The following is a 24,901-nucleotide window of genomic DNA, read 5'->3' as shown; positions in this document are numbered from 1 at the left end:
CCGGCCTGACCGTTTCCCCGCCGGATGTCGAGCCTGCAACGGCCCGCGCGGCGAACCGATCCCTGCCGGCGGCATCGGAACGGGCCCGGACTGGAACGTGCGATCGGGCACCGCGTTAGGGGATCGTTAAGATTAACTCTTCGTTTCAGGCCTCAAAGCTTAACAGCTCGTGAAAAGCGGCTGCGCAAGCTCTGAAGATCGATTAATGTTCGTTCATCCCCGGCGGTCGACGGGGAGTGTAGCGATGCGTAGGAGCTCACCGTGAGCAGGTTCGAAGATCTCAAGTTCATCCTGACCTTGGCCTTCGTCGTCTTCTGCGGCAGCGGCCTCGAAGCGATCCTTCGCTAGGAGCGCGCCTCGCTCGACTCCGCCGCGTCCGACGCGGCGCCGACCTTCGCGGATCGACGCGCAGCGCCCTCCCCGATCCTTTTCGGGCGCCGCGCCGGTTCGACGGCCGGGTCTCCCCGATCCGGCCCTGTGTTCGATGTCCCAGCATAGACTCCGGCCCGAGGCCGGGTGGAGCGGCCGCAGCCCGGCCCTTCCGCCCCGCGTCGGGCCTTTTTCTTGGATCGCCCGAACCGATCCTCAGAGCCCCGGCCCGCGGGCGAAGGCGAGGATGCGGCCGGGGCGGCCGCCGGGCATCGCCTGCACCAGCACGGCGTAGGCGTCGGCGAATCCGGCCCGAGCGGCGGTGCGGGGCACCTCGAAGCGCACGGGCGTGCCCTTCCAGCTTCCCAGGCGGTGCAGCCCGCGGGCGACGTTGACGTAATGCGCCGACTGGCCGGCGGTCTCGCCATGCTCGATGGCGATCCGGCGGCTGCGCAGGACCGGCACCAGGAAGACCTCGCCCCGCGCCGAGGGGTCGGCCGAGGCGCCGACCTCGACGACGAGCCGGTCGCCCTTCTCGGAGACGCTCACGGGCGCGATGGGCGCGTCCGCCGTCCGCAGGCCCGTCTCGATGGCGCTCCGGTCGGAGCCGTTGGCGGAGGTCAGGCCGTCGACCATGGCCTGCGGGGTGAAGACCGGCCGCTCGCCATGGGCGGCGGCGTAGCCCCGCTGCCGCTCGGCGAAGGCGGGCAGCGCCAGGGTGTCCTTCCAGCCGAGATAGTCCCAGTAGGGAACGGGCAGGGTCAGGACCAGCACGCTCGGCCGCCGGGCGAGCTCGCCGGCGACGGCTTCCGCCGAGCGGCAGGCGGCGCAGCCCTGGCTCGTGAAGAGCTCGACCACGACGGCCGCCGTCTCCGCCCCGCCGGCGGGCAGGACGAGGCTGAGGCTTCCCACGAGGGCGGCGGTCACGGCCATGATGCCGAGGAACGGGCCGCGCCGGGCGGCGGAGCGGCGGTCAGCGGGCATCGGCATGGGCGACGCTTCTCGTGAGCGCCTGTTTCCGGATCATGTCCGGGCGCCAGCGCCGATGCATCCAGAGCCACTGGCCGGGGTTCTCCCGCACCCAGGCCTCGACGACGCGCGTCATCGCCTGCATGGCGCCCTGCACGTCGATGAGCCCGTCCGCGTCGCGGGGCAGGTCGAGGGCCTCGGTCAGCTCCAGGCCGAAACGCTGGCCGGGGCGGCGGATGACGCGCACCCCGTGGACCGGGCAGTCGTAGTGGCGGGCGAGCTTTCCGAGCAGCGGGTTGGCGAGGCAGGGCCGGCCGAAGAACTCCACCACGACGCCGCGGGTGAAATGCTGGTCGACGAGCTGGCCGAGATGGCCGCCCCGCTCGATCACCCCCTGCATGGCGAAGACGGCGCCCGGCCCGGCGGCGGCGAGCCCGCCCATGGTCTCGCGGCGGACCTCCTGCACGAGCCGGGCCGCGGCCGGGTTGTTGGGCGGGCGGAACACCGCCGTCGCCTCGAGCCCGTACTTCGCCGCGCAGATCGCGGGCAGCTCCCAGTTGGCGAGATGGGCCGAGAAGATCAGCCCCGGCCGGCCGTCGTCGCGCAGGGATTCGAACTGCGCGAGGCCCTTCACGTCCATGCGCTGGCTCTCGGGCACGGCCGGGTCGAAGTCGAAGAGGGTGTGGAGATGGGCGTACTCCGCCCCGGTGCGGCCGAGATTGTCCCAGGCCTCGCGGGCGATCGCCTGGAGCGCCGCCTCGTCCCGCTCGGGGAAGGCGGCGCGCAGGTTCGCCATGGCCGTGGCGTGAGCGGGCAGGCGCGGCCCGACGCGCCTGAAGAGCGCGCCGCCGGCATCGCTGGCGCGGGCCGGCCCGAGGAGGCGGGCGAGCAGGAACAGGCCACGGATCAGCGGCAGCGTCGCGAGCCCCGCGATGCGGGGCCAGTGGCGCTTGAGAATCAGGGCGAGGCGCAGCAACGGTCCACTCCGGCCGGGGCGTCCCGCGTCCCCCAACGCCGTCCGAAGGCCACGCTTAGCCTATTTCCGCCCCTCTGCCACCGTCCCGATGATCGCCTCACAGCGAGACGAGGATCTTTCCGAACACCTTGCGGGATTCGAGCCGGGCGAGCCCGTCGGCGAAGTCGGCGAGCGGATAGACGGTGTCGACGACCGGGGTGATCCCCGCGGCCATCTTGTCGAGGCTCTGGCGGATGTTGGCGAGCGTGCAGCCGAAGGAGCCGGTGATCCGATACTGCTGCTGGAAGAGCTGCATCAGGTTCATCGTCGTCGAGACCCCGGAGGTCGAGCCGCAGGTGACGAGCCGGCCGCCCCGCTTCAGGCAGAGCAGCGAGCCGTTCCAAGTGTCGGGGCCGACATGCTCGAAGACCACGTCGACGCCCTTGCGCTTCGTCAGCCGGCGGACCTCGCCCTCGAAGCGCTCCTCCCGGTAGTTGACGACGTGGTCGGCGCCGAGCGCCTTCGCCTTCTCGCCCTTCTCGTCGTCGCCGACCGTCGTGTAGACGGTGCAGCCGATGGCCTTGGCCATCTTGATCGCCGCCGTGCCGATCCCCGAGCCGCCGGCATGCACCAGGATGCTCTCGCCGGGCTCCAGCCGCGCGTTGTCGAACAGCATGTGCTGGACGGTGCCGAAGGCGATGCCGGCGCAGGCCGCGTCCGTCATCGAGACGCCCTCGGGCACCGGCACCACGAGCCGAGCCGGCATCGTCACGACCTCGCGGGCGAAGCCGTCGATGTGGAAGCCCATGACGCCGGAGACGTCCTCGCAGAGGTTGTCCCGCCCCTCCCGGCAGGCCCGGCAGACCCCGCAGGTGCGTGCCCCGTAGAGGGCGACGGGCTGGCCGGCGGAAACGCCCTCGACGCCCTCGCCCACCGCCTCGATGGTGCCGGCGGCCTCCGCGCCCACGGTGAGCGGGAGCTTGCGCTTGGCGAAGGCCATGCCGCGAAAGCCCCAGACGTCGATGAAGTTGAGGCCGACCGCGCGCACCCGCACGTTGACCTCGCCGGGACCGGGCGGGGGCGGCGGCGCGACCTCCTCCAGGCGCAGGTCGCGGTCGCCGAAGAGCTGAAGGGCTTTCATGGCGGGGTCTCTCATACCAGCGCGCTTGTCGCCCCGACATCGTCGGGCCGGAGGCGTTCCGCGCACGGGCGCGGGCGCCCGTTCGGGCTTGCCTTGCGTCGTCGAACGATCTCGTTCGACGACGCGGCGGTCCTTACACCGCTACTCCGGCGTCAGGTAGCGCCGTCGCGCCCAGCCGAGCGTTCCGTCGAAGCGGACCCGGCACCAGGTCGTGGCGCTCGGCGTGTCGTTGGTGCAGCCGAAGCCCGTCACCCGCCGGCCGACCGGGATCTGCCCGAGGACGGGACCGGCGGCATCGGGCGTCTCGCGGATGCTCAAGGTCTCGCCCCGGGGCAGGCCGTCGACGCGGTAGATTTCGGCGGCCTGCGCCGGCAGGGCCACCAGCGCGAGGACGAGCATCAGCAGGGCGAGGCGCAGCATGCCTGAGGCCTTCAGGAGCGGTGGACGCCCATCATCGCGGTGAGCCCGCCGTCGACGGGGAGCACGGCGCCGGTGAGGTAGCCGGCCCCCTCCCCGATCAGGAAGGCGGCGAGCGCCGCGACCTCCTCCGGCCGCGCGAAGCGGCCGGCGGGGATCTGGCGCTCCATGCCTTCCCGATGGGAGGCGTAGGGGGCCATCATCTCGGTGTCGACGAAGCCCGGCGCGATCACGTTCACGGTGACGCCGCGCCTGGCCGACTCGACGGCGAGCGTGCGGCAATAGGCGATGAGCGCGCCCTTGCTCGCCGCGTAGGCCGCGTTGCCGGCGTTGCCCCGCAGCGCCGCCACGGAGCCGATCGCGACGATGCGGCCGGTGCGGGCGCGGGTCATCGGCCGCACCAGGCTCTTGGCGAGCCGCGTGAAGGACCAGAAGTTGACCTCCATCGCCGCCTCGGCGCGCTCCCGGTCGAGGAGCGCCGCGAGCCCGTCGCTCGACTGCCCGGCATTGTGGACGAGGCCGTAATAGCCCCGCTCCTCGGCCGACCCGCAGAAGGCTTCCAGCGCCTCCCGGTCGGCGAGGTCGAGGGGTTCGGCGTCGAAATCCGCGCCCGGATGGGCGGCGCGCAATTCGTCTAGCAGCGCCTCGGCGGGCGCGACGGAGGAGCGGTAGGTGAAGTCGACCCCGTGTCCCGCCGCGGCGAGCGCCCGCACGATCGCGGCCCCGAGGCCTGAGGCGCCGCCGGTGACGAGCACCCGGCGGGAGGCGTTCGCCGCGCCGCTCATGCGGGCTCGGCCCCGAGCACGAGGCAGGTGTTCTGCCCGCCGAAGCCGAAGGAGTTCGAGAGCACCGTCCTCACCGGCACGTCGCGGGCCTGCGCCACCACGTCGAGGGCGATCGCGGGGTCGGGCTGCGCATAGTTGATCGTCGGCGGGATGCGGCCGTGGAGGATCGTCAGCAGCGAGACGGCGGCCTCGATGGCCCCGGCCGCGGTGAGCGTGTGGCCGATCATCGACTTGTTCGAGGTGACCGGCAGGCCGGCCGTCCGCTCGCCGAACACGGCGGTGAGCCCGAGCGCCTCCATCTTGTCGTTCTCCGGCGTCGAGGTGCCGTGGGCGTTGACGGTGTCGATGCCCTCGGGGCCGAGCCCGGCGTCTTCCAGGCTCGCCCGGATCGCGGCGACGACCGGCGCGCCGTCCGGCGAGGAGCGGGTGCGATGGAAGCCGTCGCCCTTCTCGCCGCAGCCGAGCACGTAGCCGAGGATCCTTGCTCCGCGCGCCGTCGCGGCTTCGGCGTCCTCCAGCACGAGGGCGGCGGCGCCCTCGCCCATCACGAAGCCGTCTCGGTTCTTCGAGAAGGGCTTCGAGGCGCCCTCGGGCGGATCGTTCTGGGTGGAGAGCGCCGAGAGCAGCGAGAACCGGATCAGCGATTCCGGGTTCACGGAGCCGTCGGTGCCGATGCACAGCGCGGCCCGCGTCTCTCCGCGCCGGATCGCCTCGACGCCGAGCTGGATCGCGGTGGCGCCGGACGAGCAGGCGGTGGAGAGCGAGATCGGCGAGCCCCGCGTGCCGAAGCGCTCGGCGATGCGGTCGGCGACGGTGCCGAAGATGAAGAGGTCGTGCCAGTCGTCGAAGCGCCGGGAGGCCGCCGCCCGCTGCAGGCTCGCGTAGGTGACGTCGCCATTCTCGGCCGCGGCCTCCGCCAGCGCCCGCCGCTGCGGCCACTCCATCTCGACGGGGGGCACCGCCACGAACAGCGCGCCGGGGAAGTCCCCCTTCCCACCGATCCCGGACTGGCCGACCGCCTCCTCGGCGGCGGTCTCGGCGAAGCGCAGGGACAGGGCCGGCGCCACCAGCGGGTCGGTGTCGAGGAAGTCGACGGTGCCGGCGATGCGGGTGCGCAGGCCCTCCGTCGGGAAGCGGCGGATGGCGCGGACGCCCGAGCGCCCCTCGACCAGGGCGCTCCAGGTGTCGGCCTGCCCCTGGCCGAGCGAGGTGACGAGGCCGATGCCGGTGACGGCGACCCGGCGGCGCCCGCGCGCGTCGCGATGCTTCGTTGCGCTCATGGTTGCGCCCATCGGACCCTTTCCAGGGTCGCTCCATAGCAGCCGCAAGCCGGATCGGCACGCAGGGCCTGCATCCGGTGAAGACTCATGCCCCGCGCAGAGCCTGAACCCGCAGCACGCCCTCGCCGCGCCGATGGCCGACGATCGTGACCGCGACCTCCCGGTGCGTGCCCCGCGCCACGAGGCCGGCGGCGAGCGCCGCCCCGAACGGGCCCGCGACCTCGATGCCGTGGCCGATCAGGTCGCCGAGGGCGTGCACCTTCGCGTCGGGCGCCAGCCGGGCAAGCGCGGCGCGCTCCTCCCCGGTCGCGGCCGTGACGCCGGTGGCGGCGGAGATCACCGCGTCGGGCCAAGTCGCGCCGGCCTCGGTCCAGCGGGCGGCGAGCGCCTCGCCGACGTTGCCGGGCTCCCGGCGGCTGCGGCCGCTCGCGACCGCATCGAGCCGGGCGAGCGGCGTCGCGCCGCGGGCCGCGGCATGCTCGGCGGATTCGAGGAGGAGGAATGCGGCGCTGCTGCCGAGCACGAAGCCGCCCTCCCCGTCCCGCTCGAAGACGGGCCGGAGCGGGCCGGTGGCGAGATAGCCGCCCATCTCGTGGATGACGAGCACGTCCGGGCGCTCGGCGTTGTAGGAGCCGCCGACCAGCATCGCCTCGTTCTGGCCGGAGGCGATGCGCGCCTGCGCGATCCGCAGGGCGTCGGTGCCGGCCGATTCCTCGCCCATGAAGGTCCGCGAGGCGCCGGTGACGCCGTGGACGATGGCGATGTTGCCCGCGAGCAGGTTCGAGAGCTGAGCCAGGAACAGGGTCGGGCGCAGGTCGTTCAGGAGGCGCTCGTTGAGGTAGGCGCCCGGATCCTCGGCCGCGCGCAGGCCGGTCAGGATCGCGCCGTCGACGGCGGTGTCGCGCTCGCCGCCGCCGCAGGCGACGACGAGGTGCAGCCCGGCCTTGAACGCGGCGTCGTCCTTGACGCCGGCCGCGTCCAGCGCGAGCCCCGCCGCGTAGACGCCGAGGCGCTGCCAGGCCTCCATCTGCCGCTGGTCGGACTTCTTCGGGATCTGCGCGTCCCAGGAGAGGGAGGCCGCCGGGTGAATGGCGTAGGGGGCGTAGGTCTCGGCATCGACCGGCGCCGGCGTGCCGGCGGCGAGCGCGTCGAGATGCGCGTCGAGCCCCTCGCCCCGGCAGGAGACGAGGCCGGTTCCGGTGACGACGACGTCGCGGTGCGCCTCGCCGCTCATGCGCCCGCCCCGATGTCGAGGCCGATCCGGGCGGCACGCTCGCGCATCGGCGCGTCGAGACCCTCCGGGAAAGGCATGGTGCGGAAGCGCAGCTCCGCGTCGGCAATGAGCTTGCCCTCGTGGCGGACGGCGGCCTTCGTCACCGCGTAGCCCGAGCCGTCATGCTCCAGAGTCGCGGAGACCTCGAGCGTCGCGCCGGGGCCGACGAAGGAGCGGAAGCGCGCCTTGTCCACCGCCATCAGGAACGGCATCTGCGCGAAGCCGAGATGGGCGAGCACGAGGTAGCCGGACGCCTGGGCCATGGTCTCGGTGAGCAGCACGCCCGGCACCAGCGGGTGGCCGGGGAAGTGCCCTTCGAAGACGGGGCTCTCCATCGGCACGCGGGCGATCGCCTCGATGCGGCCGGCCTCGCGGTCGAGCCGCGAGATCGCGTCGATCATCTCGAAGTATTCGAGGCGCATCGGACCGTACCCGTGCCCTGACCCGTCCGGCTCAGGCCTTGGCGGCCTTCTCGGCGACGAGGCCGTCGATGCGCGCGCAGAGGTTCTTGAGCACGAAATACTCCTCGGCCGGGACCTTGCCCTCGTTGACCTCCTGCGTCCAACGCTCCAGCGGCAGCTTGATGCCGAAGGCCTTGTCGACCGCGAAGGCGATGTCGAGGAAGGCCAGCGAATCGATGCCGAGGTCGTCGATGGCGTGGCTCTCGGGGGTGATGGTGTCGCGCGGGATGTCGGCCGTCTCGGCGATGATGTCGGCCACGCGCTCGAAAGTGGCGCTGGTGCCTGCGGTCGGAAGCTCTGACATGGGTTCTCGCCGTTCCCGTGGGGGCCTGCCGGGGGCGCCGCCCACGCCGGTCCGGGGCCGCCTCACGGCGCCCTTGAAGATGGCCGCGACCTCTACACGAGGGGGTCCGGCCCGGCAACCTTGCCGGCTCCGGGGCCGCCTCCCCGCATCGTGACCGCTGCGGCGACGCTCTCCGGCCCGTGACCGCGCGCGGCGCCTTACCTATCTCGCTACCCGCCTCCGGAGTGCGCGTCGCCATGGACACGATCCCCCGCCCCGTCATCACCCCTGCCGATCCGCCGCGAGCCCGCGGCCAGGGCGTGGCGCGGGTGCTGCTCGTCGTGGCGCTCGCGGCGCTCGGCCTCTGGATCCTGCGCGCCTTCCTGCCGGCGCTGGCCTGGGCGCTGATCCTCGCGATCGCCCTCGGACCGCTCTACGCGCGGGCGGAGCGGCGCTGGCCGCCGGGCCGGCACAACGTTCTGCTGCCGGCCCTGTTCACGCTGGCGGTCGCCCTCGTCTTCCTGGCGCCGCTCGCCCTCCTCGCGGTGCAGGCGGCGCGGGAGGCCCACGACGTGCTGGAGCTCGCCCGCGGCCTGGAGCGCGACGGGCTGCCGGTGCCGGATGTCCTCACGCGGCTTCCCTTCCTCAGCGCGCAGGCGGTGGCCTGGTGGCAGGCGAACCTCGCACACCCGGCGGCGGGCTCGGAGCTGCTGCACCGCTTCGACAACGGCTCGGTGATCGACCTCTCGCGCAACCTCGGCAAGCAGATCGTCCACCGCAGCGTATTGTTCGGGTTCTGCCTCGTGGCGCTGTTCTTCCTGTTCCGCGAGCGGGAGGCCCTGGCGGCGCAGGCGCTCGTCGCGGCCGACCGGCTGTTCGGGCCGCGCGGGGAACGGGTCGGCCGGCAGATGGTGGCCTCGGTCCACGGCACCGTCGACGGGCTCGTCCTCGTCGGGCTCGGCGAGGGCGCGATCCTCGGGGTGGTCTACTTCTTCGCAGGCGTGCCTCACCCCGTCCTGCTCGGGGCGCTGACCGCGGTCGCGGCGACGATCCCCTTCGGGGCGCCGCTCGTGTTCGGGCTCGCGGCGGTGCTGCTGCTCGCCGCCGGAAGCACGGGAGCGGCGATCGTCGTCGTCGCGGCCGGCATCGTCGTGACCTTCGTCGCCGACCATTTCGTGCGCCCCGCCCTGATCGGCGGGACGACGAAGCTGCCCTTCCTCTGGGTGCTGCTCGGCATCCTCGGCGGGGTCGAGAGCTTCGGCCTGCTCGGCCTGTTCCTCGGCCCCGCCGTGATGGCCGCGCTTGTGCTGCTCTGGCGGGACTTCACCGGAGCGACGCGCGAACCGGCCTGAGCCGGCCCGGCGAAGGCTCACATCGGAGGCGTCAGGCCGTCCTTGCCGACCGCCACGAACTTGGCGCCGAGCTTGCCGCCCTCGGGGGCGGCGACGACGAAGACCTTCGCTCCGGGCTGGAGGACCGCCTTGTCGCTGGGCTCGAAGGCGACGACCGGAGCCTGGGGCGGCACCACGATCTGCTTCGATCCCTCCTTGTAGCTCACGGTCAGGGTGCGGGAGCCGCCGGCGGCCGCGCTCGACGCGACGGTGCCGTTCGTCATCGCGCTCTTCACCTTCGGGGCGGCGGAGCCCGTGCTCTGCACGGTGCCGTTGGTCATGGCGCTCTTCACCTTGGCGCCGCTCGCCGCGGCCGTATGGTCGGTGATCGCGTCCCAGGCGTAGTGCCCCTCGCCCTGCCCGCGCAGGGCCTCAGGGAAGATCACGACCTCGAGGGCCGTCATCGGGTTCTCGCCCTTGGTGGCGGTGCCGATGAAGACGCCGTCCTTGATGGTGTCGAGACTCGACTTCACCACCCAGGCGTATCGGGCGCCGGCGAGCGAGACGGTCTTCGGTCCGCCCTCGCCCGCGACGGTGAGCGTGTCGCCGTCGACCTTCTCGATTGTGCCGCGCACCCGCTCCAGATCGGCGGCGAAGGCGGTGCTCGACAGCAGCGACAGGCCGGCGACGGCCAGTTTGGTCAGGGTTCTCATAGGGCTTCCTCTCGGTTGAAGCCCAGGGATTATGGGGCGCTCCCCATCGTACGAACAGACTTGCGCGCAACCGATCTGCGCGCGAGCGTCTTATTTCTCGCTCATGCGGTCCGTCACCGCTGAAACGCGAAAGGCCGCGCCGCTCGTGGCGGCGCGGCCTTCCTTGGGGATCGTCCCGGGCTCAGGCAGCCAGAGAGCGCAGCACGTAGGGCAGGATGCCGCCGTTGCGGAAGTATTCCAGCTCGTCGAGCGTATCGATGCGGCAGGTGAGCGGCACCTCCTGCACGCGGCCGTCGGCGGAGGTGATCTCGGCGATCAGCGTCTGGCGCGGCTTGAGGTCGCCGGTGAGCCCGCGGATCGTGACGGTCTCGTCGCCCTTCAGCCCCAGGGACTGCCAGGAGGTCTCGCCCTGGAAGACCAGCGGCACGAGGCCCATGCCGACGAGGTTCGAGCGGTGGATGCGCTCGAAGCTCTCGGCGATGACCGCGCGCACGCCCAAGAGCTTCGTGCCCTTGGCCGCCCAGTCGCGGGACGAGCCGGTGCCGTACTCCTTGCCCGCGAAGACCACGAGCGGCGTGCCGGCCGCGGCGTAGGCCTGGGCGGCGTCGTAGATGAACTGCCGCTCGCCGGAGGGCTGGAGCAGGGTGTAGCCGCCCTCGACCACGTTGCCGGCCTCGTCCTTCACCATCTGGTTCTTGATGCGGATATTGGCGAAGGTGCCGCGCATCATCACCTCGTGGTTGCCGCGCCGCGTGCCGTACTGGTTGAAGTCCTGCACCCGGACCTGATGATCCATCAGGTATTGTCCGGCGGGCGAGGCCGCGCGGATGTTGCCGGCGGGCGAGATGTGGTCGGTGGTGATCGAGTCGAGGAAGAGCCCGAGGATGCGCGCGCCGACGATGTCCTCGACGGGCTTCGGGGTCTTCTCCATGCCCCCGAAATAGGGCGGGTTCTGCACGTAGGTGGAGCCCGGGTCCCAGGCGAAGGTCTGGGCCTCCGTCACCTGCACCGCCTTCCAGTAGGCATCGCCCCCGAACACGTCGGCGTAGCGCGACTTGAACAGCGTCGAGGTGATGGTCTGCTCGATGAAGGCCTGGACCTCGGCGGTCGAGGGCCAGATGTCGGCTAGGTAGACGGGCTTTCCGTCCGAGCCCTGGCCCAGCGGGTCCTTGGTCAGGTCGACCTGAAGGGAGCCGGCGAGCGCGTAGGCGACGACGAGCGGCGGCGAGGCGAGGTAGTTCGCCCGCACGTCCGGGTTCACGCGGCCCTCGAAGTTGCGGTTGCCGGAGAGGACGGCGGCGGCGACCACGTCGTTGTCGTTGATCGCCTTCGAGATCGCCGCCGGCAGCGGGCCGGAGTTGCCGATGCAGGTGGTGCAGCCGAAGCCGACGAGGTTGAAGCCGAGCGCGTCGAGCGGGGCCTGGAGCCCGGCCTTCTCGAGATACTCGGCCACCACCTGCGAGCCCGGCGCCAGCGAGGTCTTCACCCAGGGCTTCGAGGTGAGGCCCTTGGCGACCGCGTTGCGGGCGAGAAGCCCGGCGCCGATCATCACGCTCGGGTTCGAGGTGTTGGTGCAGCTCGTGATCGCGGCGATCACCACGTCGCCGTGGCCGATGTCGAAGTTCGTGTCCTCGACCTTGTAGCGGCTGGCGATGTCGGCGGCGCGCCGGAACTCCCGCTCCATCGCGTCGGCGAAGCCGGTCTTGGCGTCGGAGAGGAGCACCCGGTCCTGCGGGCGCTTCGGGCCGGCGAGCGAGGGCTTCACGTCGCCCATGTCGAGCTCGAGCGTGTCGGTGAAGACGGGGTCCGGCGTGTCGGCGTCCCGCCACATGCCCTGCGCCTTGGCATAGGCCTCGACGAGCGCGATGCGCTCGTCCTGGCGGCCCGTGACCTTCAGGAAGTCGATGGTGCGGCGGTCGACGGGGAAGAAGCCGCAGGTGGCGCCGTACTCCGGCGCCATGTTCGAGATCGTGGCGCGGTCGGCCACCGCCATGTCGTCGAGGCCGGGGCCGTAGAACTCTACGAACTTGCCGACGACGCCCTTCTTGCGCAGCATCTGCGTGACGGTGAGCACGAGGTCGGTCGCCGTGGTGCCCTCCGGCAGCTTGCCCGAGAGGCGGAAGCCGACGACCTCGGGGATCAGCATCGAGAGCGGCTGGCCGAGCATCGCCGCCTCGGCCTCGATGCCGCCGACGCCCCAGCCCAGCACCGCGAGCCCGTTGACCATGGTGGTGTGGGAATCGGTGCCGACGAGGGAGTCCGGGTAGGCGACGGGGAAGGGGTCGCCGTCGCCGCCGGCGCGCGTCCACACCGTCTGCGAGAGGTATTCGAGGTTGACCTGGTGGCAGATGCCAGTGCCCGGCGGCACCACGGAGAAGTTGCGGAAGGCCGACTGGCCCCATTTCAGGAAGGTGTAGCGCTCGCCGTTGCGCTCGTATTCCAGCGCGACGTTGTCGGCGAGCGCCTTCGGGGTGCCGAACTCGTCGACGATCACCGAGTGGTCGATCACGAGGTCGACCGGCACCAGCGGGTTGATCTTCTCCGGGTCGCCGCCGAGCGCCACCATGGCGTCGCGCATCGCCGCGAGGTCGACCACCGCCGGCACGCCGGTGAAGTCCTGCATCAGGACGCGGGCGGGGCGGAAGGCGATCTCGGTCTCGGTCTTGCCGCGGTCGCCGAGCCAGGCGACGGCCGCCTCGATGTCGCCCTTGCGCACGGAGCGGTCGTCCTCGTAGCGCAGCAGGTTCTCGAGCAGCACCTTCATGGAGAAGGGCAGGCGCGCGGCGTCGGCGAGGCCGTTCTTCACGGCCTCGGGAATCGAGAAGTAGGTGTAGCGCTGCTCGCCCACGGCGAGGGTCTGGCGGGACTTGAAGCTGTCGAGGGATGCCACGGCCGGTCTGCCCCTTGATTGGCGGTTGTCGAACACGCGCAGGCAGGACCTGCGCCACGAACGCGGTGTTCGGCTAGGATGCGCCCCGGAGGGCGCGCGCCGCCCCGGGGGTGCCCGGGCAGGATGGTGCGCGAGGAGCGAATTGGACGCCCGAGTGTCGCGCGGCGCAGCCTGGCTCCTCCATAGAACATCTCGAAACTGGCCGCTACGGGGGTGCGTGACAGGGCCGGTGCGCTGTCGGTGCAGGGTGCCGGGGCCGTGTCCCACCGTGGACGGGGGCCATGGCGCATCCTATGAACGCCCGCCGCCGATCGGGCGGTCCGCCCCCAGGACGCGCGTGCGGCTGATCGTCGACAATCTGGCCGTGCGCCGCTCCGGGCGCCGGGTCTTCGCGGGCCTCTCCTTCGCGCTCGGCGCGGGCGAGGCGCTGGCGGTGACGGGCCGCAACGGGGCCGGCAAGTCGAGCCTGCTCGCGGTGCTCGCCGGGCGCCTGCGCCCCGCCGCCGGCCGGGTCGCGGCCGAGGGCGTCGGCGAAGCCTCGATCCCCGAGTGCCTGCACGTCGTCGGCCACCGGGACGGGCTGAAGGGCGCGCTCACGGCCGAGGAGAACCTCGCCTTCGCGCAGGCGCTTCTCGGGGCGCCGCGGCTCGCGCCGAAGGCGGCGCTGGAGCGCCTCGGCCTCGCCCATGCGCGGGCGCTGCCGGTGGCCTATCTCTCCGCCGGGCAGCGGCGGCGGGTGGCGCTGGCCCGCCTCCTGGTCAGCGCCCGGCCCCTCTGGCTCCTCGACGAGCCGACCGCCGCCCTCGACGCCGCCTCGCAAGACCTGCTCGCCGGGCTGATGGACGAGCACCGGGCCGGCGGCGGCCTCGTCGTCGCCGCGACCCACCAGAGCCTCGGCCTCGCCGACGCGCGGGAACTGCGCATCGGCGCCGCGCCTCAGCCGGAGGCGGCGCCGTGATCCGGGTCTTCGCGGCCCTCGTCGCCCGCGACCTGCGGCTCGCCGGGCGGGTCGGCGGCTCGGGCGCACTGTCGCTCGTGTTCTTCCTGATGATCGTGGCGCTGGTGCCCTTCGCGCTCGGGCCCGACCTCAACCTGCTGTCGCGGATCGGCCCGGCGATCCTCTGGCTCGCGGCGGTGCTCGCGACGCTCATCGGCCTCGACCGCCTGTTCCAGGCCGACGACGAGGACGGCTCGCTGGAGCTGATGACGGCCTCCCCGGCGCCCCTGGAGATCGTGGTCCTCGCCAAGGTCTGTGCCCATTGGCTCACTACCGGCCTGCCGCTGGCGCTGGCCTCCCCGCTCTTCGGCCTCCTCGTCGCCCTCGACGGGCCCGCGACCGCGGCCACCGCCCTGACGCTCCTCGTCGGCACGCCGGCGCTCACCTTCGTCGGCGCGGTGGGGGCAGCCCTCACCGCCTCGATCCGCCGGGGCGGGCTGATCCTGGCGGTGCTGGTGCTGCCCCTGATGATCCCGACCCTGATCTTCGGGGTCTCGGCGGCCCAGGCGGCGCTCGGCGGCACCATCCCCTTCGCGACGCCGCTGACGATCCTCTCCGGTCTCAGCCTGATCGCGGCCGTCGTCGGCACGCTGGCGGCGGCGGCGGCGCTGCGCTGGGGAGAGTGAGCGCGGCGCGGCCCTCTCCCGCATTGCCGCCGCCCAGCCGCCTGCGCTAGGGCTTACGGGTCATGTGGACACGCCTTGCCAATCCCGGCCACTTCCTGCGCTGGTCCGTCGCGCTGACGCCCTGGCTCGCGGGCGCCGCGGCCCTGACGGGCGCGCTCGGGCTCTACCTCGCCTGGTTCGTGGCCCCGCCCGACTACCAGCAGGGCGAGACCGTGCGGATCATGTTCATCCACGTGCCGGCGGCCTGGCTCGGGGTGTTCTTCTACGGCTCGATGGTGCTCTCGGCGATCGGCACCCTGGTCTGGCGCCATCCGCTCGCCGACGTCGCGCAGCGCGCCGCCGCGCCGATCGGGGCAGCCTTCACCCTGATCTGCCTGGTCACCGGCGCCCTCTGGGGCAAGCCGATGTGGGGCACCTACTGGGTCTGGGACGCGCGCCTGACCTCGATGCTGGTCCTGTTCCTGATCTACTGCGGCATCATCGCCTTGTGGCGGACCGTCGAGGAGCCGAACCGGGCGGCCCGCACCGTCGCGATCCTCACCCTCGTCGGCGCGGTGAACCTGCCGATCATCAAGTTCTCGGTGAACTGGTGGTCGACGCTCCACCAGCCCGCCTCGATCCTGCGGATGGGCGGCCCGACCATCGACCCGACGATGCTCTATCCGCTCATCGTGATGATCGTCGCCGGCACCCTCACCGGCATCGCGCTTCACCTCTACGCCATGCGCACGGAGATTCTGCGCCGCCGGGTGCGGACGCTGACGATCCGCGAGGCGGAGCGCCTCGATCCGGGCGCCTCCGTCATGGTCGCTTACCCGGCCGGCCCCTCCGCCTGAGCGGGAGCAGTCTCATGGATCTCGGCACGCATGGCGGCTTCATCCTCGGGGCCTACGGCTTCACCGTCCTGACCCTGGCGCTCCTGATCGGCAACGCCGTCCGGGACCGCCGCGCCCAGGAGCGGGCGCTCGCCGCCTTCAGGGACGGGGAGCATCGGTGACGGCGCCCGTCGAGGAGACGGCGCGGGAGGCCGCTCCCGGACGCCGCCCGCTCCTGCTCGTCCTGCCGGCCCTCGTCTTCGCCGTCCTGGCGGCGCTGTTCCTGGTGCGCCTGCGCTCGGGCGCCGACCCGGCGGCGATCCCCTCGGTGATGATCGGCCGCGCGGCGCCTGCCTTCGCGCTGCCGCCGGTGCCGGGGCTCGAGGCCGACGGAAAGGCCGTTCCAGGCCTCGCGAGCACCGACCTCAAGGGCGGCGTCACCTTCGTGAACTTCTGGGCTTCCTGGTGCGCCCCCTGCCAGGTCGAGCACCCGATGCTGATGCGGCTCGCCCGCGAGCCCGGCCTCCGCGTGGTGAGCGTCAACTACAAGGACGCGCCGGAGAACGCCCGCCGCTTCCTGTCGCGCAACGGCCTGCCCTTCGCGGCGGTCGGCCGCGACGAGACAGGCCGCACGGCCATCGATTTCGGCGTCTACGGGGTCCCGGAGAGCTTCATCATCGGCCCGGACGGCGTGATCCGCGACAAGCTCGTCGGGATCGTCACGCCCGAGAACTTTTCGGACGTGCTCGCCAAGCTCCGCAAGGCCGGCGAGCCGGCGGCCAAGCGTTAGGAACCTCTCCGAACGCCGCGAGGTCGGATGGCCTCCTTCGAGGCAAGCCCGCCCCTATCGGCGGAGAACCCATGCCTCATGAGGGCAAGGGAAAAGCACTTCAGATCAGCCCGCGCTCGTCAGCCACGGCGGCCTCCTTGCGCTCGTAGCGGGCCAGCAGCGGCGTCTGCGAGAGGGCGAAGAGGATGGTCAGAGGCATGATGCCGAAGACCTTGAAGTTCACCCAGAAATCCTCGCTCTGCGTGCGCCAGACGACCTCGTTGAGGGCGGCGAGCGCGAAGAAGAACAGCGCCCAGCGGAAGGTCAGCTTCCGCCAGCCCTCGTCGGTCAGCCGGAACATGCTGTCGAGCACCACCGAGAGCAGCGGCTTGCCGAAGGCGAGGCCGCCGAGCAGCACGGTCCCGAACAGCGTGTTCACGATGGTCGGCTTCATCATGATGAAGGTCTTGTCCTGGAGCGCCAGGGTCAGGCCCCCGAACACCAGCACCACGAAGCCGGAGACGAGCGCCATGATCGGCAGGCGCCGCACCAGGGCGTAGTGCACGGCGAGCGACGCGACGGTCGCCGTGATGAACACGCCGGTGGCGACGAACAGCTTGCTCTCCGCCGTCACGCCGAAGCGCTCGGCATAGGCGTTCGTGAGGAAGAACAGGACCAGCGGCCCCATCTCCAGGGCGAGCTTCGGCAGCGGCGCCAGATGACGGCCGGATGCCTGTCGGGGCGGGACGGTCTCGATGATGCCGGTCATGCCCGGTTGTGGTCGCGCCGGGGCGCCGCGGTCAACCGGCATCGCGCTCTCCGAGCCCGGCGATGGCGCGGGCGAAGTCCCTGGCCGCGAAGGGCTCCAGATCCTCGACCCCCTCGCCCACCCCGATGAAGTGCACCGGCAGCGCGTGCTTGGCGGCGAGCGCCACGAGGATGCCGCCCCGCGCGGTGCCGTCGAGCTTCGTCATCACCAGCCCCGAGACGGGGGCGGCCTGCGAGAACAGCTCCACCTGGCTGAGCGCGTTCTGGCCGACGGTGGCGTCGAGGACGAGCAGCGTCGCGTGAGGGGCGCCGGCGTCGACCTTGCGGATCACGCGCACGATCTTCTCGAGCTCCGCCATCAGCCCGGCCTTGTTCTGGAGCCGGCCGGCGGTGTCGATGAGGAGAATGTCGGTGCCCGCCGCCCGCGCCTCGGTGAGCGCATCGAAGGCGAGGCCCGCCGCGTCGCTGCCGGCGGGCCGCGTCACCACCGGCGTGCCGGTGCGGTCGCCCCAGACCTTGAGCTGCTCGACCGCCGCCGCCCGGAAGGTGTCGCCCGCCGCCAGCATCACGCTGCGGCCTTCGGCCTTGAGCTTCAGCGCGAGCTTGCCGATGGTCGTGGTCTTGCCGGCGCCGTTGACGCCGACCGTGAGGATCACGAAGGGCTTGGCCGAAGAATCGATGGTCAGCGGCACCGCGACGGGATCGAGCGCCCGCTCGACCTCCGCGGCCAGGATCGCGCGGACCTCGTCGGCGGAGATCCCCTTCTCGTAGCGGCCCTTGCCCACGGCTTCCGAGACGCGCATCGCGGTCTCGATGCCGAAATCGGCCTGGATCAGCGCGTCCTCCAGCTCTTCCAGCGTCGTGGCGTCGAGCTTGCGCTTGGTGAAGAGCCCCGTGACCCGGTCCGAGAGCTGCGTCGAGGTCCGCCGCATCCCCTGCGTGAGGCGGCTCCACCAGCCACGAGGCTCCGTCTGTACGGTGTCCTCGGCGGCGTCGCTCGCCAGCGCCGCGGCGGAATCGATGGGCTGGATGTCGGGCTCGGCCGGCCCTGCGGCCGGTTCGATCTCGGCGGCGGGTTCGGGAGCGTGCGGCTCGGCGCCGGAGAAGCGGCTCCACCAGCTGCGCCCCTCCGGCGTGGCGGCCGCCGCGTCCGCGTCCGTCAGCGGCTCTCGCTCCAGAGGCGACGGGGTGGCGGGCTCGGCGCCCCGCTCCGGGTCGTCGCCGGCGGTGCCGGGGGGCGGCTGCTCGGGCTCGCCCTCGACGGGCAGCATGTCGGCGCCCTCGACCGCGTCGGGCACGGCGTTGCCGGCCTCTCCGGGGCCGGGCTCGCTCGGCGGCAGCGGCGCGGTGGTGACGTCGTCGGCGCCGGTGGCAAAGTCCGGCCGACCCTCGGATTCCGAGGCCGGCGAGTCGACGGGAAGCGTCTCGGCCGAAGGCGCCTCGGCCTCCGCGCCCTTTCGCCCGAACAGGCGGCCGAGCCAGCCCGGCTTCTCGTCTCGACTCATCCGTGACCTTGCTCCGGCGCGGCGGCTCCGATAGCCGACGCGCATGTCCCCGCACCCGGCGAACCCGCATCGCACGGACCCGCAACACATAGGTGTCCGGCTCCTCTACCGCGATGCCCTGCTGCTCGTCATCGACAAGCCGGCGGGGATGCCGGTGCATCCGGGGCCGAAGGGCGGCGAGACCCTCACCGACCATCTCGACGCCCTGCGCTTCGGCCTGCCCCGGCGGCCGGAGGCGGTGCATCGTCTCGATCGCGACACCTCGGGCTGCCTGGCGCTCGGCCGCCACGCCAAGGCGCTCGCCCGGCTGAACCGCCTCTTCGCCGGCCGCGAGACCGAGAAGGTCTACTGGGCGCTGGTCGAGGGAACGCCTCCCACCGAGGAGGGCCGCATCGACCTGCCCCTGATGCGCCGCTCCGACGACCCGCGAAGCTGGTGGATGAAGGCCGACCCGGCGGGCGATCCTGCCCTCACGCATTGGCGCATCCTCGGTTGCACGGGCGACGGCAGCTCGACTTGGCTGGAGCTTCGCCCGGTCACCGGCCGCACGCATCAGCTGCGCGTCCACTGCGCCGCCCTGGGCTTCCCGATCCGGGGCGACGCGATCTACGGCTCCGGGCCCCGCACGAGCGGGCCGGGCCTCCAGCTCCACGCAAGGCGGCTCGTGCTGCCTCTCTACCCGAAGCGCCAGCCGATCGCCGTCGAGGCGCCGGTGCCCGCGCACATGCGGGCGGGACTAGAGGCCTGCGGGATGGCGGCCGGGGACGCGGAGATGTCTTAAGCGGCGCGCAGTGAGCGCCCGTCGTGGCCTGTGATCCTCACGTCGAGGATGGTGCCCGGCTCGGCGGAAAGCCGCACCGGCGTGAACGCCTCCGTCCGGCCGGTGCCGCCGCGCTCGGCGAGGATCCGCCGGACCTGTCCGATCTCGCCGTCGAGATGGGCGATCCGGGCCCGGTCGCCCGCCTCGCGCAGGCGGGCGGCGCGCTCGCGCACGGCCTCGGGCGCCACCGGCGGCATCCGCGCGGCCGGCGTGCCGGGTCGGGGCGAGTAGGGGAAGACGTGGAGATGCGTCAGCCCGCATTCGGCCACGAGGTCGAGGGTGCGGGCGAACTGCGCCTCGGTCTCGGTGGGGAAGCCGGCGATGAGGTCGGCGCCGAGCACCAGCCCCGGCCGCAGCCGGCGCGCCTCGGCGCAGAAGCGGACCGCGTCGGCGCGGGAATGGCGGCGCTTCATCCGCTTCAGGACGAGGTCGTCGCCGGCCTGGAGGGAGAGGTGGAGATGGGGCATCAGCCGGGGCTCCCCGGCGAGCGCCTCCGTCAGCTCCGGGTCGGCCTCGACGGAATCGATCGAGGAGAGGCGCAGCCGCGCGAGGCCCGGCACGCCCCGCAGGATCGCCCGCACCAGCCGCCCGAGGGTGGGCGCGTCGGGCAGGTCCGCGCCGTAGCTCGTCAGGTCGACGCCGGTGAGCACCGCCTCGCGGCCGCCGCCCTCGACGATCCGCGCCACCTGCTCGACCACGGCCGGGAGCGGCACCGAGCGGGAGTTGCCCCGGCCGAAGGGGATGACGCAGAAGGTGCAGCGGTGGTCGCAGCCGTTCTGCACGGGCACGAAGGCGCGGGTATGCCCTTCCATCCCGGCGATCCGGGAGGGGGGCGCCTCGCGCACCGCCATGATCCGCCCCGGCCCCTGCTCGGGGGCCGCCCGGCTCCAGGTCTCCGGCAGGAGCTTCGCGCCGTTGCCGACGAGACGGGCGACCTCCGGCATCGCGGAATAGTCCGACGTCTCGACCTCGGCGCCGCAGCCGGTCACGACGATCTCCGCCCTCGGCCGGGTGCGGGCGAGCCGCCGGATCGCCTTGCGGGCCTCGCGGCCGGCGGCTGCCGTGACGGCGCAGGTGTTGACGATGACGAGGTCGCCCTGCGCCGTCGCGCCGGCATGCGCCCGCATCGTCTCCGCCTCGACGGTGTTGAGGCGGCAGCCGAAGCTCAGCGTCTCGACGGCCATCAGGCGCCCGGCCTGAACAGGTCCGGCGCGAGCGTGCCCTCGGCTTCCAGGAAGACCGGGCCGGTCATCATCACGTGATCGTCGGCGCGCCACTCCACCGCGAGGTCGCCGCCGGGGAGCGAGACGGTGGCGTGCCGGTCGATCATGCGCAGGCGCGACGCGGCGACGACCGTCGCGCAGGCGGCCGTGCCGCAGGCGAGGGTGAGCCCGGCGCCCCGCTCCCAGACCCTGAGCTTGATTCGGTCGCGCCCGGTCACCTGCGCCACCGAGATGTTGGCGCGCTCGGGGAAGATCGGGTGGTTCTCGAGAAGCGGCCCGATCCGCGCGAGGTCGTAGGTGTCGGGATCGCGCTCGGTGAAGAAGACCGCATGGGGGTTGCCCATGCCGACCGCGCCGGGCGAATGCAGGATCGGATCGTCGATCGGCCCGATCTGGAGCTCGATCCGCCGGGTGTCGGGGAAGGGGTCGCGGAGCGGGATCTCGTTCCAGGCGAGGCGCGGCCGGCCCATGTCGACGGTGAAGGAGCGCTCGGCCACCCGCTTCACCTCGACGAGGCCGGCGCTGGTCTCGAGCGTCAGGCGCCCGCTCTCGGCGGGGCGCGCCATGGCGGGGTCGTCGAGCATGGCGAAGGCGACGCAGCGGGTGCCGTTGCCGCAGGCGCCCGATTCCGAGCCGTCGGTGTTGTAGATGCGCATGAACGCGTCGGTGCCTGGGCTCCGCGGATCGTGCACGACCATGAGCTGGTCGAAGGCCGAGCCGGGGTCGGCGGCGATGGCGCGCGCCTCCTCCGGCTCGACCGTGATCGCGGTGCCGCGCAGGTCGAGCACGACGATGGCGTTGCCGGCGCCGTGCATCTTCAGGAAGCGTCTGTGGGCGAGTGCGCTCATGCGGGCCTTGATCGGGCTTGAGGTCTCTCGGCGGGAGGCGGATGGGGCGCCCGTATAGGGCAAGGCGGCCGGCCATGCACGCGGTCGCCGATCACGAGACCCGGCGGGCCCCTCGCGGCAGGCGGCCTTCGCCACTACCTTCCGGGAGACCATCCGCCGCACCGCGATTCGCGGCTGCCGCGAGCCCTGGAGAGCGTCGCCCGTGAAGCGTCCCGGTCCTGCCCTGTTCGGCCCGATCCTCGCCGCGCTCTGCGCCGGCCTCGCCCTGCCTGCGAGCGCGCAGAACGCGCCGCCTCCACCCTCCAACACGCCGCCGCCGGCCGTGACCAACCCGCTCTCCACGACGACCCAGCCCGACCCGCCGAAGGACCCGGACAAGTCGGCGGCGCCCGCGGCCGACAAGGCGCTCGCGCCCTCCGCTCCCCTGCCCGCGCCGGGCGGGACGTCGCCCGCCGCGAGCGCGCCCACGGCGACCCGCTCGACCCTCGTGGCGACGCCCGGCGACGCCAACGACGTGGACGAGGTCTCGCTGCCGGCCAAGCCCGCCGCGATCCTGGCCGGGCGCACCAAGTGGGAGGAGGCGGTGCCGAGCCTCAAGGGCGCCTTCGCCCGCATCGAGGCGGACCTCGCCAAGGCTGGCATCGCGCCGACCGGCCGGCCGATCGCGGTCTTCACCCGCACCGAGGATGACGGCTTCCAGTACGAGGCGATGGTGCCGATCGAGCGGGCGCCGGATGCGAAGCCGCCGGAGGGCGACGGCGTCCGCTTCGGCACCACCCCGAGCGGCAAGGCCCTGCGCTTCCCGCACAAGGGCTCGTACGATGCCATCGACGGCACCTACGAGACCCTGACCGCCTATCTCGACGCCAAGGACGTGGTGGTGCAGGACCGCTTCATCGAGGAGTACGTCACCGACCTCTCGGATAAGGCCGACGACAAGCTCGACGTGAACATCTACGCCCTGGTGAAGTAGTCCGCGACGAGCGGATCTGGGAACAACCGCGACTCCCGGCGGATTCCGCCGGGATGCCGATCCCATCGCCCCAAAAGTCCTTCCTCGACGCTCCGCCCCCGCGCCGCTCCCGCGCGGCGGCGCCCTCTCCCTCGCCCGACCTGCGCGAGAAGGCGCTCCTCGTCCACCGGAGGCTCTGCGCGGTCTACGACTGCCCGATCCCGTACTTCCACAGCCTCGACCCGTTGAGCGAGCTGATCTCCTCGCTCCTCTCCCACCGCACCCGCAACGCCGATTCCGGTCGCGCCTTCAAGGCTTTGCGAGCGCGCTTTCCCGATTGGGCCGAGGTTCTGGAGGCGCCCGTCTCCGAGATCGAGGCGCTGATCGCCGGCGTCACCTGGCCGGAATTGAAGGCCCCGCGCATCCGCGCCGTGCTCCTGGCGGTCCGCGAGCGGGTGGGCGCCCTATCCCTCGATTTCTTGGCGGAGTGGCCCGTGGAGGAGGCCCGCACCTGGCTCCAGGCGATCCCCGGCATCGGCCCGAAGACGAGCGCGGCGGTGCTCTCCTTCTCGACCCTGCGGATGCCGGCGCTGCCCGTCGACAGCCACCACCACCGGGTGGCGCAGCGCCTCGGGCTCATCCCGAGGAGCGTCGACGTGGGACCCTCGCACCCGATCCTGCGGGCGCAGCTTCCCGCCGACTGGAGCGCGCAACAGCTCTACGACAATCACGAGGTCCTGATGCTGCACGGGCAGGACACCTGCCGGCACGCGCGGCCCGCCTGCGGCCGCTGCCCGCTCGCCGACATCTGCCCCTCCGCCTCCGCGACGCGCCCGGCCTCGCCCGCGCCTTGACCGGCCGGGATCGCGCGGTAGAGAACCCCGCCGCCGCAAGGTCGCGCCCACCCTGCGGGCGCGGTGCCGCGGCCCAGGGACAGCGCCCGATGGCCGCCTTCAACGAACTCGTCTTCTCCGGCGTGCAGCCGACCGGGAACCTGCACCTCGGCAACTATCTCGGCGCCATCAAGCGCTTCGTGGAGATGCAGGAGCGGGACGCGCAGTGCCTCTACTGCGTGGTCGACCTCCATGCGATCACCCTGTGGCAGGACCCGGAGGCGCTGAAGGGTCAGATCCGCGAGGTCACCGCCGCCTTCCTCGCCGCCGGCATCGACCCCAACCGCTCCATCGTCTTCAACCAGAGTCAGGTCTCGGCCCATGCCGAGCTCGCCTGGGTGCTCAACTGCGTCGCCCGCCTCGGCTGGCTGAACCGCATGACCCAGTTCAAGGACAAGGCCGGCAAGGACCGGGAGAACGCGAGCGTGGGGCTCTACGACTACCCCGTGCTGATGGCGGCCGACATCCTCGCCTACCGCGCCACCCACGTGCCCGTGGGCGAGGACCAGAAGCAGCATCTCGAGCTGACCCGCGACATCGCGCAGAAGTTCAACACGGATTTCGCCGGCTCGATCGCCGCGCATGGCCACGGCGAGGCGTTCTTCCCGCTCACCGAGCCGCTGATCGGCGGGCCGGCGGCGCGGGTGATGAGCCTGCGGGACGGGTCGAAGAAGATGTCGAAGTCCGACCCATCGGACTACTCGCGCATCAACCTCGCGGACGATTCCGACGCCATCGCCCAGAAGGTGCGCAAGGCCAAGACCGACCCGGAGGCCCTGCCCTCCGAGGTCGAGGGGCTGAAGGGCCGGCCCGAGGCGGACAATCTGGTGGGCATCTTCGCGGCGCTCTCCGGCACCACCCGGGAAGCGGTTCTCGCCGAGTATGGCGGCGCCCAGTTCTCGAGCTTCAAGCCGGCGCTGGTCGACCTCGCCGTCGACAGGCTCGGGCCGATCGGCGCCGAGATGAAGCGGCTCTGCGCCGATCCCGGCCATATCGACGCGGTGCTCGCCGACGGCGCGGAGCGGGCCGAGGCCATCGCCGCGCCCACCCTCGACGCGGTCAAGGACATCGTCGGCTTCGTGCGCCGGGGCCCGCGGCTTCAGGCGGTCTGAGAGGTGCGGCGCCCCGCGCTCAGTTCTGCGAGATAGTCCCGCAGCAGCGCCGCACGCCGCGGCCGGAAGCTCGCCGGCGTCGCCTCGACCGAGGCGATGCGGTCCGCGATGAACATGCGGAAGGCCTCGCGCAGGCAGCACCAGGCGAGCACCGCCATCCGGTCCTCCAGGTAGACGATGGCGAGCGGCAGGATCGTGCGCGCGGTCGCCGTTCCGTCCCGGTCGCGGTAGCGGATCGCCACCGCCCGCTCCGCCCAGCAGCCCTCCCGGATCGTGCCCATGTCGACGGCCGGCGCGTAGCGCTCCCGGAAGCGGTACACGTGCGAGACCGCGTGCATGAGGTGCTGCTCGCTGCGGTCGGGCAGGGTCGCGGCGACCTTGGCCAGCACGGAAGCGGCGGCGGTGGCAAGCGCCGGGTCGCCCATCCGCCCCACTTCCGCCAGGCCGAGCACCAGCGCCTCGATCTCCAGGCGGTCGAAGGTCTGGGGCGGGAGCGCCGGGTCCTCGACCAGGCGGTAGCCGTAGCCGCGCTCGCCGTCGATGCGGGCGCCGGCCGCCCGCAGGCCGTCGATGTCCCGGTAGATCGAGCGGAGCGACACGCCGGTCTCCTCCGCGAGCCGGGCCGCGGTGACGGGCGCCGGCAGCACGCGCATGGCGTGGAGGAGGCGGAAGAGCCGGTCGGTCCTGGCCATCGCGCAACTGACGG

The 24,901-nt window shown here is 72.5% G+C and carries 26 protein-coding genes; 10 read left to right on the top strand and 16 right to left on the bottom strand.

Going from position 1 to position 24,901, the window contains the following annotated elements; translation table 11 throughout:
• Positions 1–585 precede the first annotated feature (585 nt).
• The 9 genes from MFF04_RS05815 to MFF04_RS05775 all read right to left on the bottom strand — a co-directional run bounded on the left by MFF04_RS05815 (position 586) and on the right by MFF04_RS05775 (position 7,954).
• Positions 586–1,359 carry a DUF1223 domain-containing protein gene (locus tag MFF04_RS05815; protein ID WP_238274505.1) on the bottom strand — a complete coding sequence of 258 codons (774 nt, stop codon included), beginning with the start codon at positions 1,357–1,359 and terminating at the stop codon, positions 586–588.
• On the bottom strand, positions 1,343–2,314 hold the full coding sequence (locus tag MFF04_RS05810) for a lipid A biosynthesis lauroyl acyltransferase (protein WP_238274504.1): 972 nt from the start codon (positions 2,312–2,314) through the stop codon (positions 1,343–1,345). The genes MFF04_RS05815 and MFF04_RS05810 overlap by 17 nt, the downstream gene beginning before the upstream one ends.
• A gap of 97 nt (positions 2,315–2,411) precedes the next feature.
• On the bottom strand, positions 2,412–3,434 hold the full coding sequence (locus MFF04_RS05805; protein WP_238274503.1) for a zinc-binding dehydrogenase: 1,023 nt from the start codon (positions 3,432–3,434) through the stop codon (positions 2,412–2,414).
• Positions 3,435–3,575: 141 nt separating this feature from the next.
• Positions 3,576–3,854 (bottom strand): SH3 domain-containing protein, encoded by a 279-nt coding sequence (locus MFF04_RS05800; protein ID WP_238274502.1) that lies wholly within the window; start codon positions 3,852–3,854, stop codon positions 3,576–3,578.
• A gap of 11 nt (positions 3,855–3,865) precedes the next feature.
• On the bottom strand, positions 3,866–4,636 hold the full coding sequence (locus MFF04_RS05795) for an SDR family oxidoreductase (RefSeq protein ID WP_238274501.1): 771 nt from the start codon (positions 4,634–4,636) through the stop codon (positions 3,866–3,868).
• Positions 4,633–5,916 carry a beta-ketoacyl-ACP synthase gene (locus tag MFF04_RS05790; protein ID WP_238274500.1) on the bottom strand — a complete coding sequence of 428 codons (1,284 nt, stop codon included), beginning with the start codon at positions 5,914–5,916 and terminating at the stop codon, positions 4,633–4,635. The genes MFF04_RS05795 and MFF04_RS05790 overlap by 4 nt, the downstream gene beginning before the upstream one ends.
• Before the next feature lie 85 nt (positions 5,917–6,001).
• Positions 6,002–7,150 carry a beta-ketoacyl-ACP synthase gene (locus MFF04_RS05785; RefSeq protein ID WP_238274499.1) on the bottom strand — a complete coding sequence of 383 codons (1,149 nt, stop codon included), beginning with the start codon at positions 7,148–7,150 and terminating at the stop codon, positions 6,002–6,004.
• A complete protein-coding gene (locus MFF04_RS05780) occupies positions 7,147–7,611 on the bottom strand; it encodes a 3-hydroxyacyl-ACP dehydratase FabZ family protein (RefSeq protein WP_238274498.1) in 465 nt (154 codons plus the stop codon). Before MFF04_RS05780 ends, MFF04_RS05785 begins: the two co-directional genes overlap by 4 nt.
• Positions 7,612–7,642: 31 nt before the next feature.
• Complete coding sequence (locus MFF04_RS05775; RefSeq protein WP_238274497.1) at positions 7,643–7,954, bottom strand: acyl carrier protein; 312 nt, start codon at positions 7,952–7,954, stop codon at positions 7,643–7,645.
• A 236-nt stretch (positions 7,955–8,190) separates the two neighbouring features.
• Here MFF04_RS05775 and MFF04_RS05770 point away from each other — a divergent pair, with 236 nt between their 5' ends.
• Complete coding sequence (locus MFF04_RS05770) at positions 8,191–9,285, top strand: AI-2E family transporter (RefSeq protein ID WP_238274496.1); 1,095 nt, start codon at positions 8,191–8,193, stop codon at positions 9,283–9,285.
• A 17-nt stretch (positions 9,286–9,302) separates the two neighbouring features.
• On the opposite strand, the gene MFF04_RS05765 is transcribed toward MFF04_RS05770, so the two are convergent.
• Entirely contained in the window at positions 9,303–9,977 is a 675-nt protein-coding gene (locus MFF04_RS05765) for a metal ABC transporter permease (RefSeq protein WP_238274495.1), read from the bottom strand.
• 181 nt (positions 9,978–10,158) lie between these two features.
• On the bottom strand, positions 10,159–12,867 hold the full coding sequence (acnA, locus tag MFF04_RS05760; RefSeq protein WP_238274494.1) for an aconitate hydratase AcnA: 2,709 nt from the start codon (positions 12,865–12,867) through the stop codon (positions 10,159–10,161).
• Positions 12,868–13,204: 337 nt separating this feature from the next.
• Here acnA and ccmA point away from each other — a divergent pair, with 337 nt between their 5' ends.
• The 5 genes from ccmA (at position 13,205) to MFF04_RS05735 (ending at position 16,095) form a co-directional block, all read left to right on the top strand.
• Positions 13,205–13,825, top strand: coding sequence for a heme ABC exporter ATP-binding protein CcmA (gene ccmA / locus MFF04_RS05755; RefSeq protein ID WP_238274493.1), 621 nt, complete (start codon positions 13,205–13,207; stop codon positions 13,823–13,825).
• Positions 13,822–14,490, top strand: coding sequence for a heme exporter protein CcmB (gene ccmB / locus MFF04_RS05750; RefSeq protein ID WP_238274492.1), 669 nt, complete (start codon positions 13,822–13,824; stop codon positions 14,488–14,490). Before ccmA ends, ccmB begins: the two co-directional genes overlap by 4 nt.
• A 62-nt stretch (positions 14,491–14,552) precedes the next feature.
• Positions 14,553–15,326 carry a heme ABC transporter permease gene (locus MFF04_RS05745; RefSeq protein WP_238274491.1) on the top strand — a complete coding sequence of 258 codons (774 nt, stop codon included), beginning with the start codon at positions 14,553–14,555 and terminating at the stop codon, positions 15,324–15,326.
• A gap of 14 nt (positions 15,327–15,340) precedes the next feature.
• Entirely contained in the window at positions 15,341–15,487 is a 147-nt protein-coding gene (gene ccmD, locus MFF04_RS05740; protein ID WP_238274490.1) for a heme exporter protein CcmD, read from the top strand.
• On the top strand, positions 15,484–16,095 hold the full coding sequence (locus tag MFF04_RS05735; protein ID WP_238274489.1) for a DsbE family thiol:disulfide interchange protein: 612 nt from the start codon (positions 15,484–15,486) through the stop codon (positions 16,093–16,095). Before ccmD ends, MFF04_RS05735 begins: the two co-directional genes overlap by 4 nt.
• A 100-nt stretch (positions 16,096–16,195) precedes the next feature.
• Here MFF04_RS05735 and MFF04_RS05730 read toward each other — a convergent pair whose 3' ends face one another.
• Positions 16,196–16,843, bottom strand: a complete 648-nt coding sequence (locus MFF04_RS05730) for a septation protein A (RefSeq protein ID WP_238274515.1) — start codon at positions 16,841–16,843, stop codon at positions 16,196–16,198.
• Positions 16,844–16,874: 31 nt separating this feature from the next.
• Entirely contained in the window at positions 16,875–18,347 is a 1,473-nt protein-coding gene (ftsY, locus tag MFF04_RS05725; RefSeq protein ID WP_238274488.1) for a signal recognition particle-docking protein FtsY, read from the bottom strand.
• Between the two features lie 43 nt (positions 18,348–18,390).
• Here ftsY and MFF04_RS05720 point away from each other — a divergent pair, with 43 nt between their 5' ends.
• Entirely contained in the window at positions 18,391–19,128 is a 738-nt protein-coding gene (locus tag MFF04_RS05720; RefSeq protein WP_238274487.1) for an RluA family pseudouridine synthase, read from the top strand.
• Here MFF04_RS05720 and mtaB read toward each other — a convergent pair.
• Both mtaB and dapF read right to left on the bottom strand, forming a co-directional pair.
• Positions 19,125–20,351: a tRNA (N(6)-L-threonylcarbamoyladenosine(37)-C(2))-methylthiotransferase MtaB gene (gene mtaB, locus MFF04_RS05715; RefSeq protein WP_238274486.1), complete on the bottom strand. Its 1,227-nt coding sequence runs from the start codon at positions 20,349–20,351 to the stop codon at positions 19,125–19,127. The genes MFF04_RS05720 and mtaB overlap by 4 nt on opposite strands.
• Complete coding sequence (gene dapF / locus MFF04_RS05710) at positions 20,351–21,238, bottom strand: diaminopimelate epimerase (RefSeq protein ID WP_238274485.1); 888 nt, start codon at positions 21,236–21,238, stop codon at positions 20,351–20,353. Before dapF ends, mtaB begins: the two co-directional genes overlap by 1 nt.
• 202 nt (positions 21,239–21,440) lie before the next feature.
• On the opposite strand from dapF, the gene MFF04_RS05705 reads away from it, so the two are divergent.
• The 3 genes from MFF04_RS05705 to trpS all read left to right on the top strand — a co-directional run bounded on the left by MFF04_RS05705 (position 21,441) and on the right by trpS (position 24,195).
• The gene (locus tag MFF04_RS05705) at positions 21,441–22,211 is read left to right on the top strand and encodes a GyrI-like domain-containing protein (RefSeq protein WP_373319963.1); all 771 of its coding nucleotides are present in this window, start codon (positions 21,441–21,443) and stop codon (positions 22,209–22,211) included.
• Between the two features lie 53 nt (positions 22,212–22,264).
• Positions 22,265–23,044, top strand: a complete 780-nt coding sequence (locus MFF04_RS05700; protein ID WP_238274484.1) for an endonuclease III domain-containing protein — start codon at positions 22,265–22,267, stop codon at positions 23,042–23,044.
• A gap of 89 nt (positions 23,045–23,133) precedes the next feature.
• Entirely contained in the window at positions 23,134–24,195 is a 1,062-nt protein-coding gene (gene trpS, locus MFF04_RS05695) for a tryptophan--tRNA ligase (protein WP_238274483.1), read from the top strand.
• On the opposite strand, the gene MFF04_RS05690 is transcribed toward trpS, so the two are convergent.
• Positions 24,183–24,887 carry a helix-turn-helix transcriptional regulator gene (locus MFF04_RS05690; protein WP_238274482.1) on the bottom strand — a complete coding sequence of 235 codons (705 nt, stop codon included), beginning with the start codon at positions 24,885–24,887 and terminating at the stop codon, positions 24,183–24,185. The two genes, trpS and MFF04_RS05690, sit on opposite strands and share 13 nt — an antisense overlap.
• Positions 24,888–24,901 lie beyond the last annotated feature (14 nt).

Source organism: Methylobacterium jeotgali (assembly GCF_022179345.1).
GTDB classification, from domain to species: domain Bacteria; phylum Pseudomonadota; class Alphaproteobacteria; order Rhizobiales; family Beijerinckiaceae; genus Methylobacterium; species Methylobacterium jeotgali.
This window is presented reverse-complemented; position numbering and strand designations above follow the sequence as displayed.